The sequence below is a fragment of the Nocardia fodinahabitans genome, from assembly GCF_052983615.1.
Window position 1 is genome coordinate 5,347,532 of sequence record NZ_JBRJJC010000001.1, and the last position, 15,130, is coordinate 5,362,661.

Annotated in this window: 20 protein-coding genes, 2 tRNA genes and 1 pseudogene; 4 read left to right on the forward strand and 19 right to left on the reverse strand. The window is 67.2% G+C overall.

Annotated elements, in window-relative coordinates; genetic code table 11:
• Positions 1-200: 200 nt before the first annotated feature.
• The 11 genes from NV348_RS25060 to NV348_RS25110 all read right to left on the reverse strand — a co-directional run bounded on the left by NV348_RS25060 (position 201) and on the right by NV348_RS25110 (position 6,810).
• Positions 201-908, reverse strand: a complete 708-nt coding sequence (locus tag NV348_RS25060) for an alpha/beta fold hydrolase (protein ID WP_447149037.1) — start codon at positions 906-908, stop codon at positions 201-203.
• Positions 905-1,096: a hypothetical protein gene (locus NV348_RS25065; RefSeq protein WP_447149038.1), complete on the reverse strand. Its 192-nt coding sequence runs from the start codon at positions 1,094-1,096 to the stop codon at positions 905-907. Before NV348_RS25065 ends, NV348_RS25060 begins: the two co-directional genes overlap by 4 nt.
• Complete coding sequence (locus NV348_RS25070) at positions 1,080-1,412, reverse strand: hypothetical protein (protein WP_447149039.1); 333 nt, start codon at positions 1,410-1,412, stop codon at positions 1,080-1,082. Before NV348_RS25070 ends, NV348_RS25065 begins: the two co-directional genes overlap by 17 nt.
• The gene (locus tag NV348_RS25075) at positions 1,409-2,866 is read right to left on the reverse strand and encodes a DnaB-like helicase C-terminal domain-containing protein (protein WP_447149040.1); all 1,458 of its coding nucleotides are present in this window, start codon (positions 2,864-2,866) and stop codon (positions 1,409-1,411) included. The genes NV348_RS25070 and NV348_RS25075 overlap by 4 nt, the downstream gene beginning before the upstream one ends.
• Positions 2,867-2,913: 47 nt before the next feature.
• Positions 2,914-3,393 (reverse strand): hypothetical protein, encoded by a 480-nt coding sequence (locus NV348_RS25080; RefSeq protein WP_447149041.1) that lies wholly within the window; start codon positions 3,391-3,393, stop codon positions 2,914-2,916.
• Positions 3,390-4,001 carry an LvrA C-terminal domain-related protein gene (locus tag NV348_RS25085; RefSeq protein ID WP_447149042.1) on the reverse strand — a complete coding sequence of 204 codons (612 nt, stop codon included), beginning with the start codon at positions 3,999-4,001 and terminating at the stop codon, positions 3,390-3,392. The genes NV348_RS25080 and NV348_RS25085 overlap by 4 nt, the downstream gene beginning before the upstream one ends.
• Positions 3,998-4,594 carry a hypothetical protein gene (locus tag NV348_RS25090; RefSeq protein WP_447149043.1) on the reverse strand — a complete coding sequence of 199 codons (597 nt, stop codon included), beginning with the start codon at positions 4,592-4,594 and terminating at the stop codon, positions 3,998-4,000. Before NV348_RS25090 ends, NV348_RS25085 begins: the two co-directional genes overlap by 4 nt.
• A gap of 78 nt (positions 4,595-4,672) precedes the next feature.
• Entirely contained in the window at positions 4,673-4,855 is a 183-nt protein-coding gene (locus NV348_RS25095; protein WP_447149044.1) for a helix-turn-helix domain-containing protein, read from the reverse strand.
• Complete coding sequence (locus tag NV348_RS25100; protein ID WP_447149045.1) at positions 4,852-5,592, reverse strand: recombinase RecT; 741 nt, start codon at positions 5,590-5,592, stop codon at positions 4,852-4,854. Before NV348_RS25100 ends, NV348_RS25095 begins: the two co-directional genes overlap by 4 nt.
• A complete protein-coding gene (locus NV348_RS25105; protein ID WP_447149046.1) occupies positions 5,589-5,861 on the reverse strand; it encodes a hypothetical protein in 273 nt (90 codons plus the stop codon). Before NV348_RS25105 ends, NV348_RS25100 begins: the two co-directional genes overlap by 4 nt.
• Before the next feature lies 1 nt (position 5,862).
• Positions 5,863-6,810, reverse strand: a complete 948-nt coding sequence (locus NV348_RS25110; RefSeq protein WP_447149047.1) for a YqaJ viral recombinase family nuclease — start codon at positions 6,808-6,810, stop codon at positions 5,863-5,865.
• A 279-nt stretch (positions 6,811-7,089) separates the two neighbouring features.
• Here NV348_RS25110 and NV348_RS25115 point away from each other — a divergent pair, with 279 nt between their 5' ends.
• A complete protein-coding gene (locus NV348_RS25115) occupies positions 7,090-7,473 on the forward strand; it encodes a helix-turn-helix domain-containing protein (protein ID WP_447149048.1) in 384 nt (127 codons plus the stop codon).
• 63 nt (positions 7,474-7,536) lie between these two features.
• On the opposite strand, the gene NV348_RS25120 is transcribed toward NV348_RS25115, so the two are convergent.
• Positions 7,537-7,761 (reverse strand): hypothetical protein, encoded by a 225-nt coding sequence (locus NV348_RS25120; protein ID WP_447149049.1) that lies wholly within the window; start codon positions 7,759-7,761, stop codon positions 7,537-7,539.
• Positions 7,762-8,218: 457 nt separating this feature from the next.
• A tRNA-Lys gene (locus NV348_RS25125) sits at positions 8,219-8,291 on the reverse strand.
• Positions 8,292-8,644: 353 nt separating this feature from the next.
• On the opposite strand from NV348_RS25125, the gene NV348_RS25130 reads away from it, so the two are divergent.
• Positions 8,645-9,853, forward strand: a complete 1,209-nt coding sequence (locus tag NV348_RS25130) for a L,D-transpeptidase (protein ID WP_447149050.1) — start codon at positions 8,645-8,647, stop codon at positions 9,851-9,853.
• A gap of 60 nt (positions 9,854-9,913) precedes the next feature.
• On the opposite strand, the gene NV348_RS25135 is transcribed toward NV348_RS25130, so the two are convergent.
• Both NV348_RS25135 and NV348_RS25140 read right to left on the reverse strand, forming a co-directional pair.
• On the reverse strand, positions 9,914-10,267 hold the full coding sequence (locus NV348_RS25135) for a hypothetical protein (RefSeq protein ID WP_218720864.1): 354 nt from the start codon (positions 10,265-10,267) through the stop codon (positions 9,914-9,916).
• Positions 10,268-10,375: 108 nt separating this feature from the next.
• Complete coding sequence (locus NV348_RS25140; protein ID WP_355276869.1) at positions 10,376-10,552, reverse strand: hypothetical protein; 177 nt, start codon at positions 10,550-10,552, stop codon at positions 10,376-10,378.
• Between the two features lie 25 nt (positions 10,553-10,577).
• Between NV348_RS25140 and NV348_RS25145 the strand changes: the two genes are divergently transcribed.
• Positions 10,578-11,105 carry a CGNR zinc finger domain-containing protein gene (locus NV348_RS25145; protein ID WP_447149051.1) on the forward strand — a complete coding sequence of 176 codons (528 nt, stop codon included), beginning with the start codon at positions 10,578-10,580 and terminating at the stop codon, positions 11,103-11,105.
• A gap of 2 nt (positions 11,106-11,107) precedes the next feature.
• On the opposite strand, the gene NV348_RS25150 is transcribed toward NV348_RS25145, so the two are convergent.
• The 4 genes and pseudogenes from NV348_RS25150 to orn all read right to left on the reverse strand — a co-directional run bounded on the left by NV348_RS25150 (position 11,108) and on the right by orn (position 13,312).
• Positions 11,108-11,848 carry a hypothetical protein gene (locus tag NV348_RS25150; RefSeq protein ID WP_447149052.1) on the reverse strand — a complete coding sequence of 247 codons (741 nt, stop codon included), beginning with the start codon at positions 11,846-11,848 and terminating at the stop codon, positions 11,108-11,110.
• 136 nt (positions 11,849-11,984) lie between these two features.
• Positions 11,985-12,419 (reverse strand): annotated as a pseudogene (locus tag NV348_RS25155) (FAD-binding protein); the annotation flags it as partial.
• A 126-nt stretch (positions 12,420-12,545) separates the two neighbouring features.
• Positions 12,546-12,618 (reverse strand) — tRNA-His (locus tag NV348_RS25160).
• 55 nt (positions 12,619-12,673) lie between these two features.
• A complete protein-coding gene (orn, locus tag NV348_RS25165; RefSeq protein WP_447149053.1) occupies positions 12,674-13,312 on the reverse strand; it encodes an oligoribonuclease in 639 nt (212 codons plus the stop codon).
• 101 nt (positions 13,313-13,413) lie between these two features.
• On the opposite strand from orn, the gene NV348_RS25170 reads away from it, so the two are divergent.
• Positions 13,414-15,075: a helicase HerA-like domain-containing protein gene (locus NV348_RS25170; RefSeq protein ID WP_447149054.1), complete on the forward strand. Its 1,662-nt coding sequence runs from the start codon at positions 13,414-13,416 to the stop codon at positions 15,073-15,075.
• The last annotated feature ends 55 nt before the right edge of the window (positions 15,076-15,130 follow it).

The window sequence follows — 15,130 nt, forward strand, 5'->3', positions numbered from 1 at the left end:
TGATTTCGAGGCTAACAGTGGCGAGAGGGCCGGGGCCTGGGGGTGTAATCGGCCAGATTGTCCGATCTAGCAGGCTAAACGGGTGTCGGGAACGCGCAGAAGAAACTATGTCCAGAAATGGGCATGCATGCCGCGATTCTGACGTTATGCCGAAGAATGCCGGTCCGAAAATCGTCGGACCGGCATCTCGTCGACCTGCTCTACAGGCTGTTTACGGCGTTCGCCAATTCAACGCACAGGCCCTCGTTGATGTAGGCCGACGTGTGTCGGCCCTCGGTGAGGTAGGCGTTGGCCTGGGCTATCACGTCCGCGGTGTCGCGCCAATTTTGCGGCGCCCACCACCTCTGAAACCGACGCTGTAGGGCGAGATCAACCAGCGACGCGCCCCACTGCGCGAACTCCTGCGGCGACGAGATCGACATATACGCGCTCATGTCGGCCAGCGACCTCAACATCGACCCCTCCGGCAGGGCACAGATCGGATCCCGGAACGCGGCGGCGTGAAGTGTCGGCATCGTCGAGATCTCCAGTTCGCCGACCACGCCGTAACCGCCCGGCTCGACGCCCACGCATACTCCACGGGGCCGCGAAGGGCACGCAATCAGCGCCGCCGCCCGAACATCGAGATCCGGGTACATCGCGATATCTGCTGCAACCTCGGCCGCAACAGCCGCACCCTGGGAGTATCCGGCCACGATCACCGGGTTCGGCGAGTCCCGGATTGCCTGCACGAGTGCGTATTTGCCGACATTGACACTGTTGCGGAACGACATCGGCGTGCCGTAGGTCGCGGGGTACGGCACATAGGCATGGCGGAACCGACGGTGGTCGAGGGCGTTGGCGAAGGTCTCGGTCACCGGGTCGCCGTTCGGGTTCCAGGTGCCGCCCATGATGAGGACGTCGATCATGCGGTGAAGGCCTTTCGGTCGTGATGGCTGGCGTGGGTGACGGTGAAAACCAGATGCCCGCGGGTGTCGTCGGCGGGGTCGGCCTGGAAGACGATGCGATCGAAGCTGTAGACGGCGACGGTGTTCGGGTCGGTCACGATGAGCGCGTGTTCGTTGCCGATGATGTCGATCTCAGGCAGGCTGGCCATGCTCACCTCCGAGGATCTGCGCCACGCCGACGCCTGTCTCGCAATCGGTTGAGCTGTCGAAGGTTTCGGACACCTCGGGCCGGTACATGAAGGTGAAGTCCGGGTGCGGCAGCCCGCGCACGACCATCGACCCGCAGTGCGGGCAGTGCGCCATCCCGCCGGGCATGTCCTGTCGGTGGGTCGGCCACCACGGCCACGGGCACGGATCACCCATGTCGTCGAGGCAGTCCAGGATCCCGGGTTGGGGCAACACGATATCGGCCGCCTCCTGCGGCGACAGGTCACTCCAGTGTCGCTGCTGTTCAGACACGGTCAAGCTCCGATCTTGGCGTAGTGAGGCCGCCACGGCAGGGTGACGACGGTGTCGCGGGTGCCGGTCCGGTTCTTGGCGACGATCAGTTCGATCTCCCCGGTCGGCAAACCCTCCATGGTGGGGTGGTGCAGCAGGATCGCGACGTCGCAGTCCTGCTCGATATCGCCGGTCTCGCGCAGGTCACTCAGCACCGGCGGGCGACTGGATTGGTCGGGGCCGCGGTTGAGCTGGCAGGCCAGCACAACGGCCACAGACAGTTCTTTCGACAGCTTGACCAGCTCTTTCATGATGTGGCCCAAGCTTTCTCGCCGATCGCGTTTGCCGCGGGAGGCGCTCACCAGGCCCAGGTAGTCCACGCAGATCGCATCCAGGCGACCACGCGCCGCCATCTGACGAGCCGTCTCACCGATGTGTTCCACGGTCATCGACGGGTTGTCCATCAGCCACAGCTCGGTCTCTGCCACTCTGCTGCCGCGGTACAGCTCGAGCTTGTAGCGGTCGCGCTCCTCAACCTCGCGCCGGGTGATCCGGCCGTAGTCAGCTTCGGCGCCAGATGCCATGATCCGCGAAACCATCTCCAGCTCAGGCATTTCCAAGCTGCACATCAGCACCGGTGACCCCGATTCAGCCAGGTACTGGCCGATGTTGAGCAGGCCCACCGTCTTGCCACCACCTGGCCGACCGGCGATCACATACACCCTGCCCGGGTGCAGGCCGCCGCCGATGACGTCGTTGAGGTGCGGCCACGGGCTGGGGAAGATCCGCACCTTCTCCGCGGGCGCGTGTAGCCAGCGCCACCAGTCCTCGACGGCGTCCGACAGCCGCCGGACCCCCTCGGGCAGCGGTGCCTGGGTCCAGACGAATTCGTCGAGGCGGCGACCGGCCGCGATGTGGTCGGCGGCGTCCTTGCCTTCGGCAGGGGAGACGATGCAGGTTTCAGCGTGTCCGGCGAGCAAGCCCGCGACTTGGTTGGCGTGCGCCAGGCCGACGTCGTCCATGTCGCGCACGATCACGACGCGACGTCCATAGAGAGGACTCAGATCGGCCAGGTGAGCCTTTCCGGCGCCCATCGCGGTGCAGGTCGCGATCTCGCCGAGCGCCTCGAGTGCCAGGACGTCCTTCTCGCCCTCGACGAACCAGATCACCCGATCCGGGTCAGCCTCGGCAATCCGCGATGCCCGAAACAGGGCGGAGCCCTTGGTGTTCCCCGCCTGCTTGAATTCCTTGGTCGGGGAGCGGCGAACGATCCTGCCGTCGTCGTAGCGGTACTCCGCGCCGCGCGGCTGATCGAACAGGTCCACCATCCCCAGACCCACCGATTCGAGCACCGCATCGGTGTCATCACTGTGGCAATGGATGAGGACTTGGCCCTCGATGGCGCGAATCGAGACACTGCGGTCTGCCGCCGAATGGCCAGGAGCCTGGGCCTGCGCGACGCCGTTGCTGCGTTCGACCACGATCAGGCCGGCGGCGCGGAAGGCGTCGACGACGCGATGGTAAGCGATCATTGCAGTTCGAGTTGCTCTCCGTTGGCAAGGGCCTTGGCGACGAGTCGGGCACGGTTGCGGTCGATCCAGCGCTGAAACTCTCTGCGGTGGAAAGCCACCAGCGCATCCGGGTCGTCGGTGGAAACAGCCGCCGGCGGCGGCCATGGCGGCGACCAATCCAGTCCGGTCATCTGCTGGATGGCTTGGGAGTACGGGTGCTGAGACCACCGATCCAGGAAGGCCTCGATGCGCGCAGGCGAACTGGTCACCGGCAGCGCCGCCACCCCCGCGATCACATCGCCGGGCTTGATCGGGAACCGACCAGGCCTGCGGTAGTAAGCCTTCACCGCCGCGACCGCATCCTCTGGCCCGATACCCTGCCCCTCGAACAACGCCGCCCACGCCTGGATCCGCAGCTTGGTCGGCTCCGGCATCTGCGCATCGATCGCCGCCGCCATCGCGTAGGCGGCGCTGGCCGCCTCGATATGTGCGGTCACAGCGGCTCGACTCGATAGGAGATCGCGGGCAACTGGGCCACCTCGGCGACCAGTTGACGGCCGATGTCCAGCGCGTCGACGAAACCGCGTTCGGCGGTGCGACGGCTAGGGTTTCGGTCCGGCAGTGGCGCATCGTGCCAGCGCTCGCCGTTCAGCCACGTCGCCCCGTACGGGGTGAATCGGTCCTCACGGTTGGGGTCCTCGGCAAAGGCGATCGTGGCCCGCATCAACTCCGCGAACCCGACCTTGGTCATCGCCTTGGTGAAAGCCCGCTCGGCATCGCGACGTGCCTGCTTGCGCGGCCACACTTGCCACCACGACTCGAACCGCGGATCCGAGGTAGCCGCGACAGCGCGTGAGCGCGTCACCCGCCCGGCCGAGGGCAGCAGCACGTCCGCGCTACCGGGCACCTGATGTGCCGCTGCGTGCGCAAGCAGTGCCTGTCGGTCGCCCTCGCCGCCGAGGCCCGCCCAGACCTGCGCGGGCAAGGTCGTCACGTTGTGCCGCGACAGATACATCCACCCTCGGACCAGCATCATCAACTGAGTGCTCGAAAGCGGAAGGTAGGCAGGACCATCGGGGAAGTCGTCGGGAATCGAAACCTTCACGCCGCCAGGACCTTCCACACCATCGGCGTGGCGCCAGGCTTGGCGTGCGACCTCTTGATCTCGCGGCGACGAGGCTTGCTCCAGCGGCACGGCTTGTGCGCGGGGTCGTCCAACCCGTCCTCGTCCCACTCGAACGGCAGCGCCCATCGCCGCAGCCGACCCAGTTCCCGCGACTGCGCGCTGCCACCTGGATGCAGCTGCCACACCCGAAAAACCGCATCCAACCGCTCAGCGACATCGTCTGGCACCGACGAGACCGACCCGTCCGCCAGCTCGAGCACCGACCGCATCGACATGCAGGCCCGCGCCGCCAGCCATGGCACCGTATGGCCGCTGGCGATCAGCGCCTGAACGCGCCGGATGGAACCCAGAGCGTCGACGTGACCTTCGGGGATCGGCGGGCGCACTGCCTCGACCGCCATCAATCGCTCGTGGGTCGTCACGGTGATCGTCCGTTGTCCCGCCAGGATCTGGATGATCGATTGCCGCGACACTCCCGCCTCGCGGGCGATCCGTTTGCGGGACGAGGTTTGCAGTAGGTAGAGCAGGTGCTCATGGACGGTGTCGGCGGGGACCAAGGCCACGGCTGCCACGAGGGGCTCCTTCGTTAGGGCATGGGGAATAGACCCTGCGCGGACAGATGCCCGCGCAGGGCTCAGGGGAAAGGGGGGCTAGCGCTTGGGCTGGCCGTAGTTGACCAGCCAGTCCTTGAGCGCCTCAGGGAAGATCAGCTTGCGGCGGCCGACTTCGACGTAGGCCAGCTGGCAATCACGCATCGCGTCGTAGATGGCGCGGGGCTTGACCCCGACGGCAGCTGCGGCCTCTTCGACGTTGTAGGAGATCTTCTCGCTCACGCGACGTCTCCGAAGTCGTCGTAGCTGTCCTCGACCGGTGCTGCGCCGGTCAGGTCGACGAGCATGCCTCCGGTGACCCGAAGGTCCACTGGTGAGGTCGATACGAACTTCTCCAGCTCGCGGACTGCGACCTTGCGGTGCATCGGCGCGGCAGGGGAATTCCACGGGGAGGCGGCGTTGTCCGACCCGCGGGACTTCGCCTTGGAGGCGGCGATCATCTCCCTGGTGGCCTCGGCCACCTTCGAGATGGCACCGCCCTGGAACTGCACGGCATAGGCATAGGCAGAGACCGGCTTGCCGCGGTCTCCCTTGGCCTTGACGTGGCGGGGGCGCTCATCGACGTTCTGGTCGAACTCGTACTCATCGTGCTCATAGACGGCCTCGACGATGACTTTTGAGTACAGGGCGCTGCGCTGGATGCGCTGAATGATGCCCTTGTAGTCCTCCCAGCCCTCGATGCTTGCGCCCTTGGGAACCAGATGGAACAGCCCACCGCCCGGCTCGTGGCCGAGGGTGGCGCAGCGCATCAGCGCCCGCATGAGCGACGCACCGCGGTCGCGCCGGAAGATCTCCGCCAGCTTGTCATCGGCGTTGACCGCCGAGATGGCCAGCCGAACCCACCGGTCGACATTCATCGTCGGCGGCAGCACCGAGGCGAAGTCGGCGCGATGCCGCGTGATCAAGCTCGCAGGCGTGGACTTCGCGGCAGAGGCAGCATCAACAATGGATTCGGTCACAGACTGGTCCGTTCGGTGGTGGTGATGAAGCGGGCGTAGACGTCGCTGCCGCGGTTGGTGGCCTCGAAGGCTCCAGCCGGGGTGAACGCGCGCAGGCCGCCGGTGCGGATGGCGCTGGCCTGAGCGACGGCGGACTTCGTGGTCGCCGCGGTAAGGACCAACCCCCATTTGCCCGGGTTGTCGCGCAGCCCCGAGGCCTCCTCCTGGTAGGCGGCGGGGCGTCCTGGGGCGCGGACTACACGAGGGGGCAGGGTGTCGACGAACTGCACGTCAGGGTCCTTTCACGGCATCGGTAATGGTTGAAAACTTCGGGCGAGCAGCAGATTTGACGAACGGCGGTCCGTTTCCCTTGGGCGGACGCTGCCGGTAGGCGACCTTCTGCTCGCCACACATCGCGCGCCACGCCTCACCCATGACTTGGGCCAGCTCGCTCCGCACGCCCATGAGCTGGGACTCGGCGGCCTCGGCCTCTTCGAGTGCGGCCCACCAGCGATCGGCCAGGTCGGCGCTGATCTGGAGGGTGGTGCCGTCGATCTCTGGGTGTAGCTCGCGCAGTACGGCATAGGTCGCGGAGTGCTCGTCGATGTCGGGTTCGACGTCATCGGCCAGGTCCTGCATGAACTGCTCGCCGGCGGAGATGAGCAGTTCGATCTCCTCGGCTGTGGGTTCGACGCGGTAGGTGCGCCAGTCGCCGACGCCGAAGACGACCCGCACCCACATGCCCGGCAGGCCCATGACCGCGCAGTACCACGCGACCTGGGTGCGGTAGTAGATCGGGATTTGGTCCGTGCCCGGCTCGCCCCACTTGTCGTCGCGGGCGGCACATTTGATCTCGAGGCCGTCGACGAGGTTGCCGTAGGCATCCCAGATCAGACCGTCGGGGTTGGCGATCATCCACGAGTGCTCGGCGTGGCGGTAGGTGACGCCGGTGGTCATGGTGTGCCCTGGTGGGAGCAGGTGCTCGCGGTAGTGCGAGTAGATGACCGGCTCGAAGAGGGAGCCCATCAGCATGTAGAGGTTCTCGCGGACCGGCGGCAGCTTGTCCTGCTTGCGCCACCACAGGGTGAACCGAGACTCCCACGGGCTCAGGCCGAGGACTGCGGAGATCTCGCTGCCGCCGAGGCCGGCCGCGCGGGCGGCGTGCCACTGGGGGGATCCGCTGGGGAACTCGCCGAGGGCGACGGCGGCCCCGGTATGGGGGTGTGTTGTGGAGATCACTGTCGATTCGCTTGGGGTCGCCAAGTATCCGCGCCGGTGGAGGTTTTACGAGGTTTATCTCGGCGTGGAAGTGGCTCTATGTGGGCTGTTTATGCTGGTGGAGGTCGAGACTGTTAGGTCTCGTATGTGGACACCGTAACGCATTAACGCGGTTTATGTCGAGCTGCGAACTGATAGCTGACCGGAAAAAGACCCCGTAAATCTACTAGAGAAAGTGATTTACGCGGGTTATCGACGTACTATGGCCGCGAACCTTGACATAGACCAGAGGAGGCGGCCATGGCCCGAGGTAAGCCGGTCGGCGAGCCGTGGGCGACGCCGATGATTGCTCGCGGGTTCGTCGAGCCGCGCAGCAACAACCCCAGCATTCAGGCGCTCGCGACCGCCGCAGGCCTGGGGCCGACCACGGTCCAGCGGATCATCCGGCGCGAGGCGATCCCCGAGCGTCGCACACAGGCCAAGCTGGCCGACGCGCTCGGCATTGATGTGGAGACGCTCGCTGAGTGGCTCGACCTCAAGGAGCGCGCAGCCGTGCAGCCGCACTGGACGCCGCCACGAGCCGTAGCGACCCTCACCGAGGAAGACCTGCTCCAGGTCGAAGCGCTGATCAACGATCTCGCGCTCAAGCGGATCCGGGGTCGCGTCGGCGCCGGCAAGGACTGAGCCTCAACCGGGCGAGGGTCCACCCGATCTGATCGGGTGGACCCTCGCTGTGTCTACGGCTGTTCAGGCTGCGGGAAGTTCGTCTTCGCCGAAGTGGTCATGATCGGCCGCCTCGATCTCGGCGGCGTCGACAACCCGCTGCGCGCAGTCGAGCAGCGCGCGAAACGTGGAAGCGCGGAACTCCGCAATGACCGTCTCGCCCTCGCCGTTGTCGATCTCTACCGTCACGTACGCGCTGTCCTCGACGGCCCCGCCTCGGATGGTGACCGTCTCCAGCCCCATGGCCACGAACTGCGCTGTAGCCGGGTCTGACGGGACATGCAGCACAGCGAAACCCTTCGATCAGGCGAGGCGAGATCCTCGATATGCAGGATCGTACGTCAGGTTTATTCGCCCGTTTCCCGGGGTGTCACCGGCTGTGTGGACGGTCAGGATCATCGGTCCTGCTGTGCGGCAAGGGAGTTGCCTGATGGGTTCGACGCCCGATCTCGAAGCGGTTTGTGTGACCGGTTTCACAGGATGACTAACCTCTGCAAGTTTCTATGCAGGTTAGATGGAGGCATTTGAGTGACTCAAATCACACAGAACTTCTGCTCCGAGAAGCCGCTGGTCAGGGCTATGGAGAGGGAAGTCAGTCGCTCCAGGCGACCCTCCGCAGAGGGGCGTGGGTAGTTTTGTGGGTAGCTCAACCTCAGGTTGATAGTTCCACAACCGCATAACACCAGGTAGACCTGATGTTACTGAGTGCGCCATCAGGGACTCGAACCCCGAACCCGCTGATTAAGAGTCAGCTGCTCTGCCAATTGAGCTAATGGCGCTTGGTTTGCTCGGACCGCGACTCTAGGGGAGAACCTCTCGGTGTCTCCCTCAGCCCCGCTCTCCGGTGCGGAACAAACATTAACAGGCTTGGGGCCGGAAAGTGAAATCGGGCTCTGACCAGCGACTATGCGGGGCGCTTCGCGTTGTTAACGACGGAGGCCCCGCCACGTATCTAACGATTGTGACTTGGTCGTGTCGCGGGGGCTTTCCCGTTGGTGGCGACCGGGCGGGCTGGCAGAATGGCGGGACGACGATCTCGACCGCCCCCGTCGACGCGGATGGCACGAGCGATAGGCGTCGATGGGATCTGCGGCGCACACAGTTATTGCGTCGGTACGGAAACGGGGTTGACATGGGTAAGACACGGGGGCGACATCGGTCGCTGCGGACGATCGTTCCGGTGGCGTTGCTGGCGGTCTTCGCGCTCGGCGCGTCCGCTTGCTCGGCGGCCGAGGGTGCGGGGGTCGAGGTCGCGATCGACCGTAACCCGATCACCGAGCTCATCAAGCCGAAACTGGTATCCGCGATCAAGGACGGTCAGGTCGGCGTCTCGCCCGGTATGCCGATGGCCTTCCAGGTCGAGGACGGCAAGTTCACCGAGGTCTCGCTCATGAACAAGGAGGGCCGCCCGGTCGCCGGCCAGCTGGCGGCCGACGGCCGCTCCTGGGCGACCAGTGAGGTTCTCGGTTACGGCAAGACCTACAAGCTGACGGCCTCGGCGATGGGCCTGGGTGGCGTGAACTCGACGACGCTCAGCTTCACCACGAGCTCGCCGAACAACCAGACCAAGCCGTACCTGCTCCCCGGCGAGGGCGAAGTGGTCGGCATCGGTCAGCCGGTGGCCATCCAGTTCGACGAGAACATCCCCGATCGCCGGGCCGCGCAGGAGGCCATCAAGATCACCACCGAGCCCGCGGTCGAGGGCGCCTTCTACTGGGTGAACAACCGCGAAGTGCGGTGGCGCCCAGAGCATTTCTGGGCACCCGGCACCAAGGTGACCATCGATGTGAACGTCTACGGCAAGGACCTCGGCAAGGGGCTGTACGGCCAGGACAACATCCACTCGTTCTTCACCATCGGCGACGCGCAGATCTTCACCGCCGACGACAACACCCATCAGGTGACGGTGGAACGCAACGGTGAGGTGATCATGACCATGCCGACCTCGATGGGTAAGGACTCCACGCCCACCGACAACGGTATCTACATCGTCAGTGACCGGCACGAGAAGATCATCATGGACTCCTCGACCTACGGTGTCTCGGTGAACTCGCCGGACGGCTACCGCACCCCGGTCGACTACGCGACGCGAATCTCCTACAGCGGCATCTTCTTCCACTCCGCGCCGTGGTCGGTGGGGCAGCAGGGCTACTCCAACGCCAGCCACGGCTGCCTGAACCTCAGCCCGGCCAATGCTCGCTGGGTGTACGAGAACGCCAAGCGCGGTGACATCACGATCGTGAAGAACACCGTCGGCGGCACCCTGTCTGGTGTCGACGGCCTCGGCGACTGGAACATCGCCTGGCCGGAATGGAAGGCGGGCAACGCCGACGCTCCCTGATCCGCGGGAAAAACGAAGGGCCACCGGTTTCCGGTGGCCCTTCGTGCGTGATCGGGTGGGTCAGGCGGGGGTCGGCAGGTCGGCGCAGTCCATCATCGCCTCGCCCGCGACGGCCAGTGCGCTGCCGAGCGCGCCGCAGAGGATGCGGCCACCGAACAGCAGGCGGTCCAGGTTGGGCAGGCCGGCCGAGCCGGTGCCGGAGGAGCCGGTGGTCTCGACGCCGGTGGTGGAGCCGCTCTGCGCCGACCCGGACTCGGGTTTGTCGCTGGGCAGGCCGAAATCGCCGGTGGCCGTCGGTGCGGCGGCGACATACGGGGACAGGGGCAGGCCGGGCGACTCGGCCGCCGCGGTCCCCGCGATCGGGCCGAGCGCGGTGGCGGCCGCGAAGGCCGCGACGACGGTGGAACGCTTCATCAAGTGGTCTTTCCGGTCGAACGCTGACGAGACATGCCCCACATCTGGGCAGTGGTCCAGAGTGTAGCGGGCAAACGTGATGTTCGTCATGGCGCTGGTCGCGGTGACCTACGCGGTCGCGGCGAGCCCGTCGTCGTGGCCGCGCAGTTCGCCCGAGATGCTGACGCCGGGGTCGCCGACGACGACCCGGCGGGCGCCGCAGCGGCACCGCTGATAGGCGACGAGGCCCTCGCTGGTGCGGTGGCAGGACTCGATCCGCCAGGTGTGCGTGGGGTGGCTGGTCATGCTTCGAGTCTGATGTAATGGCATTGTGCATTACAACCATTACGGGCGGGAGCCGGTGCAGCTCGGGGTCGACCTGCTCAACCGGCCGTGCGACAGCGCGGCGGAGTTGGGGCGGCGCTGTGCGGCGTCGGGACTGACGCTGTCCCTCGCGCCCACCGACGCCGATCTCGCCTCCGTGACGGCGTTTCTGGCGCGCTGGCGCCGGGTGGTCGAGTGCGCCGACCACACCGACCGCGCGGCGCTGCTGAACACCTTGCTGGGGGAGTACGCCTCGGCGCCCCGGCTGACCGATCACGCGGGCGACGGCTGGCATCTGCATTTTCGTGATCCCGGCGTCGCCACCGCTCGGCAGATCGCGGCGCTCATCACCGTCGGCACCGCGCTGCATCTGACCGGTCTCGGCATGGATCGCCTCGGCGGCTGCGCGGCCGAGGGCTGCGCGCGGGTCTACGCCGACACCTCACGCAACGGCAGGCAGCGCTTCTGCAGCCCGGCGTGCGCGAACCGCTCGGCGGTCCGCAGGCACCGGGCGAGCCGCGCTGCCGCTCGATAGCGTCACTCCAGGACGGGGAAGTTCGCGCGCAGCACCCGGTGCGGATCGCGGTCCTGCTTGAGCTGCCGCAGCCGGGCCAGCGTCGCTGTGTCGAACGCCGCACTCGCCGATTCGCCGGGAGCGAGGAAGGTGTAGGGCTTGGCGCCGGTGATGTGCGGGCCGAGCTCGTCGAGGATCGTGGCGAACCCGGCGGTGACGTCGTCGACCAGGTGCGGCAGGCCCAGTCCGAGGAGATAGAGCGCGTAGGGCTCGGTGACCGGTCCGCGGGCGCCGTCGTGCGGACCGGATTCGGCGAGCGCGCCCCCCAGGCCGCGGATCTGGATAGTGAGCAGGGGTGCCACCGGCGCGTCGACGAGGGTCTTCACCACCGCGTCGCCGAGATCGGTGAGCAGTTCGCCCCGCGAGAGCGACGGACTCGGATCGGTCGGCTCGGCGGTGATGGTGCCGAGCTGATCGGCCGTCATCGCCGCCCTGGTGTCGACGAGCGCGCCCGGTAGCGCGTCGAGGCCGCGAGTCAGCGCGCGGCCGTCGGCCGGGTCGCCGAGGTAGGCGAAGTCGATGGCGACCGTCGGCGCCGCGCCCGGCAGCTGAAAGCGCTGCAGCCACACCGACAGTTCGGGCGGCGCGTCGGTGGTGAGCGCGGTGAACACCTCGAACGCCTCGTGGGTGCGCTCGGCGGACCAGCTCACCCGGCCGCCGTAGAGCTCGGGGAGCTCGACGAGATCGAACTCGAGGGCCGTCACGATCGCGAAGTCGCCACCGCCGCCGCGCAGCGCCCAGAACAGGTCGGGGTCGGACTCGGCGTCGATCCGGCTCCGGACGCCCCCCGGCGTCGACGATGTCGAACGCGCGGACCGCGTTCGCTGCCCAGCCGTGCGCGCGGGCCAGCCAGCCGAACCCGCCGCCCAGGGTGTATCCCGTCACGCCGACGACGGGATTGCTGCCCGCCAGACCGGACAGCCCGTGCGCCGCCGCGGCGGCCTGCACGCGGCCCCACTGGGCGCCGGAACCGACCCGGGCCAGTCGCCGGGCCGGGTCGATCGCGATGCTGTCGAGCGCGCCGGTGCGGAGGAGGACGGCGTTGTCGATGTCGCCGGTCGCGCCGTGGCCGGTCGGCTGGGTCACCACCGGGCGGCCCGCGCGGCGGGCCCAGCGGACGACGGCGGCGATATCGTCGGCGTCGGCGACCGCGACAACAGCGCCGACCGATTGCGTGACCGCCACGTTCCACGGCCGCGCAGCCTGGTCGAAGCCCAGGTCTCCCGGCAGGAAGACCGTCCCGCGGACAGTGCCGCGCAGTTCGTCGATACCCATCGCCGAATCCTCATCTCTCTCGGTTGTCACAGAGTCGACGACAGCGGGCGGCGAGGTGTGACATGCACGCGCTCGTCCCGGAAAATGCAGAAGGCCCGGTCCTCGCGGACCGGGCCTTCTGTTCGGGGTGACTGACGGGACTCGAACCCGCGACAGCCAGGATCACAACCTGGTGCTCTACCAACTGAACTACAGTCACCATCACCGGTTATTCACCGGCGCGGTAAATAGTAGCTTGTCTCTGCCCTCAGTCCCTAATCCGCTGGTCGGGGGCTTGTTCCGGTGACATCGACCACCTCGGTGACGGCTTCGGCCACCGCCGCGATCTCCGTGGTGGACGGCCCGGGCAGCGGCACGAACGCGGTGCGGCGGTAGTACTCGAGCTCGCGGATGGATTCCTTGATGTCGGCCAGGGCGCGGTGCGCCAGCCCCTTCTCCGGCTGCCCGAAGTAGATGCGCGGGTACCAGCGGCGGCACAGTTCCTTGATCGAACTCACGTCGACCATCCGGTAGTGCAGGTGCTCGTCGAGTTCGGGCATGTCGCGGGCGATGAAGCCACGGTCGGTGGCGATCGAGTTGCCGCACAGCGGCACCGTGCGCGCGGTGGGCGCGTACTGGCGGATGTAGTCGAGTACCTCGGCCTGCGCCTGCTCGAGGGTCACCGTGGAGCGCCGGACCTCTTCGGTGAGACCGGATTTCGCGTGCATCTCGGCGACGATCGGTGGCATGCAGGCCAGCGCGGCGTCGTCGGCGTGGATGACGATGTCGACACCGTCACCGAGAATGTTCAGGTCGCTGTCGGTCACGAGCGCGGCGATCTCGATCAGCTTGTCGCTGTCGAGGCGGAGCCCCGTCATCTCGCAATCCATCCAGACCAAGAGTTTGTCTGACACCTGAGCCACCCTAACGGGCGATACAGTTTGCCTGGAATTCCCCGCAGACGTTTCGAGCATTTCTTGCGTACGGCAGTTGTGACCAGACGGAGGACGCGCGAATGACCACCCCCCAGGAGAAGGCGGCAGCGGCACGCAAGGCGGCCGAGGAGGCGGCGCGGGTAGCCGCGGAGGCGGCCGCCGCCGCGGAGGCCGCCGAGCGGGAAGCCGCCGCGGCGAGCGCCGAATCGGCGCAGGCGCCCGCGGCATCCGGTGCGGCCGCCGAGATCGCGGCGGGCTATGCCTTCGACGGGCCGGCACTCGAACTCGGCTCGGTGATAGTCGACGGCGTGACCGATCCCGCTGCGCGCGTACGCATTCCGCTGCGGATGATGAACCGGCACGGCTTGGTCGCCGGCGCCACCGGCACCGGCAAGACCAAGACGCTGCAGGGCATCGCCGAACACCTGTCCCGGGCGGGCGTGCCCGTGGTGATGGCCGACATCAAGGGCGACCTGTCGGGCCTGAGCGAACCGGGGGAGGACAACGACAAGATCACGACGCGCGCCGCCGAGACCGGTGCCACCGACTGGGCGCCCAGCGGTTTCCCCACCGAGTTCGTCTCGCTGGGCACCGGCGGCATCGGCGTGCCGATCCGGGCGACCATCTCCTCGTTCGGCCCGATCCTGCTCAGTAAGGTGCTCGGCCTCAACGACACTCAGGAATCCACGCTCGGCCTGATCTTCCACTGGGCCGACCAGCGTGGCCTCGCGCTGCTGGACCTCAAGGACCTGCGTGCGGTGATCACCCACCTGACCAGCCCCGAAGGCAAGGAAGACCTCAAGGGCATCGGCGGCGTCTCAGCCCAGACGGCGGGGGTGATCCTGCGGTCGCTGGTGAATCTGGAGGCCGAGGGCGGCGACACGTTCTTCGGCGAACCCGAACTCGATCCGGCCGATCTGCTGCGCACCGCGGGCGGCCAGGGCGTGATCACGCTGTTCGAGCTCGGCCAGCAGGCGGCGCGGCCGGTGCTGTTCTCCACCTTCCTGATGTGGGTACTCGCCGATCTGTTCCAGACACTGCCCGAGGTCGGCGATGTCGACAAGCCCAAGCTGGTCTTCATCTTCGACGAGGCGCACCTGCTGTTCGCCGAGGCGTCCAAGGCGTTCCTGCAGCAGGTCGAGCAGACGGTGAAGCTGATCCGGTCCAAGGGCGTCGGCGTGTTCTTCTGCACCCAGCTGCCCACCGACATCCCGAATCCGGTGCTGTCCCAGCTCGGCGCGCGCGTCCAGCACGCGCTGCGCGCTTTCACCCCCGACGATCAGAAAGCCCTGTCGAAGACGGTGCGGACCTACCCCAAGTCGACGGTGTACGACCTGGAGGAGGCGCTGACCTCGCTGGGCACCGGCGAGGCCGTGGTCACCGTGCTCTCGGAGAAGGGCGCGCCGACCCCGGTGGCCTGGACCAAGATCGCGCCGCCGCGCTCGCTGATGGACACCATCGGCGACGAAGCGATCAAGTCCAAGGCGCTGTCGAGCTCCCTGCAGGGCAAGTACGGACAGAGCATCGATCGCGAATCGGCCTACGAGATGCTGCTGGCCAGCGTGGCCGCCGCCGATCCGGCCCCGGAAGCGCCGCAGGCGCCGGGGCGTACGCAGCAAGAAGAGGATTCGGCCGCCGAGCGGATCATGAAGAACCCGGCGGTGAAGAGCTTCCTGCGGTCAGCGGCGAGCGCGGCGGGTCGGGAGATCAGCCGCAGTCTCTTCGGTACCCGGCGGCGGTAGGGCACCGTTCAACGCACGGTCGGTGATCGTCCCCGGCCGTGCGATGCGGGGCGAT

What these genes read in the sequence shown, in the direction of transcription:
- NV348_RS25060 (WP_447149037.1), bottom strand. Translation starts at nt 908, where the DNA reads ATGATCGACGTCCTCATCATGGGCGGCACCTGGAACCCGAACGGCGAC.
- NV348_RS25065 (WP_447149038.1), bottom strand. Translation starts at nt 1,096, where the DNA reads ATGGCCAGCCTGCCTGAGATCGACATCATCGGCAACGAACACGCGCTC.
- NV348_RS25115 (WP_447149048.1), top strand. Translation starts at nt 7,090, where the DNA reads ATGGCCCGAGGTAAGCCGGTCGGCGAGCCGTGGGCGACGCCGATGATT.
- NV348_RS25130 (WP_447149050.1), top strand. Translation starts at nt 8,645, where the DNA reads ATGGGTAAGACACGGGGGCGACATCGGTCGCTGCGGACGATCGTTCCG.
- NV348_RS25135 (WP_218720864.1), bottom strand. Translation starts at nt 10,267, where the DNA reads ATGAAGCGTTCCACCGTCGTCGCGGCCTTCGCGGCCGCCACCGCGCTC.
- NV348_RS25140 (WP_355276869.1), bottom strand. Translation starts at nt 10,552, where the DNA reads ATGACCAGCCACCCCACGCACACCTGGCGGATCGAGTCCTGCCACCGC.
- NV348_RS25170 (WP_447149054.1), top strand. Translation starts at nt 13,414, where the DNA reads ATGACCACCCCCCAGGAGAAGGCGGCAGCGGCACGCAAGGCGGCCGAG.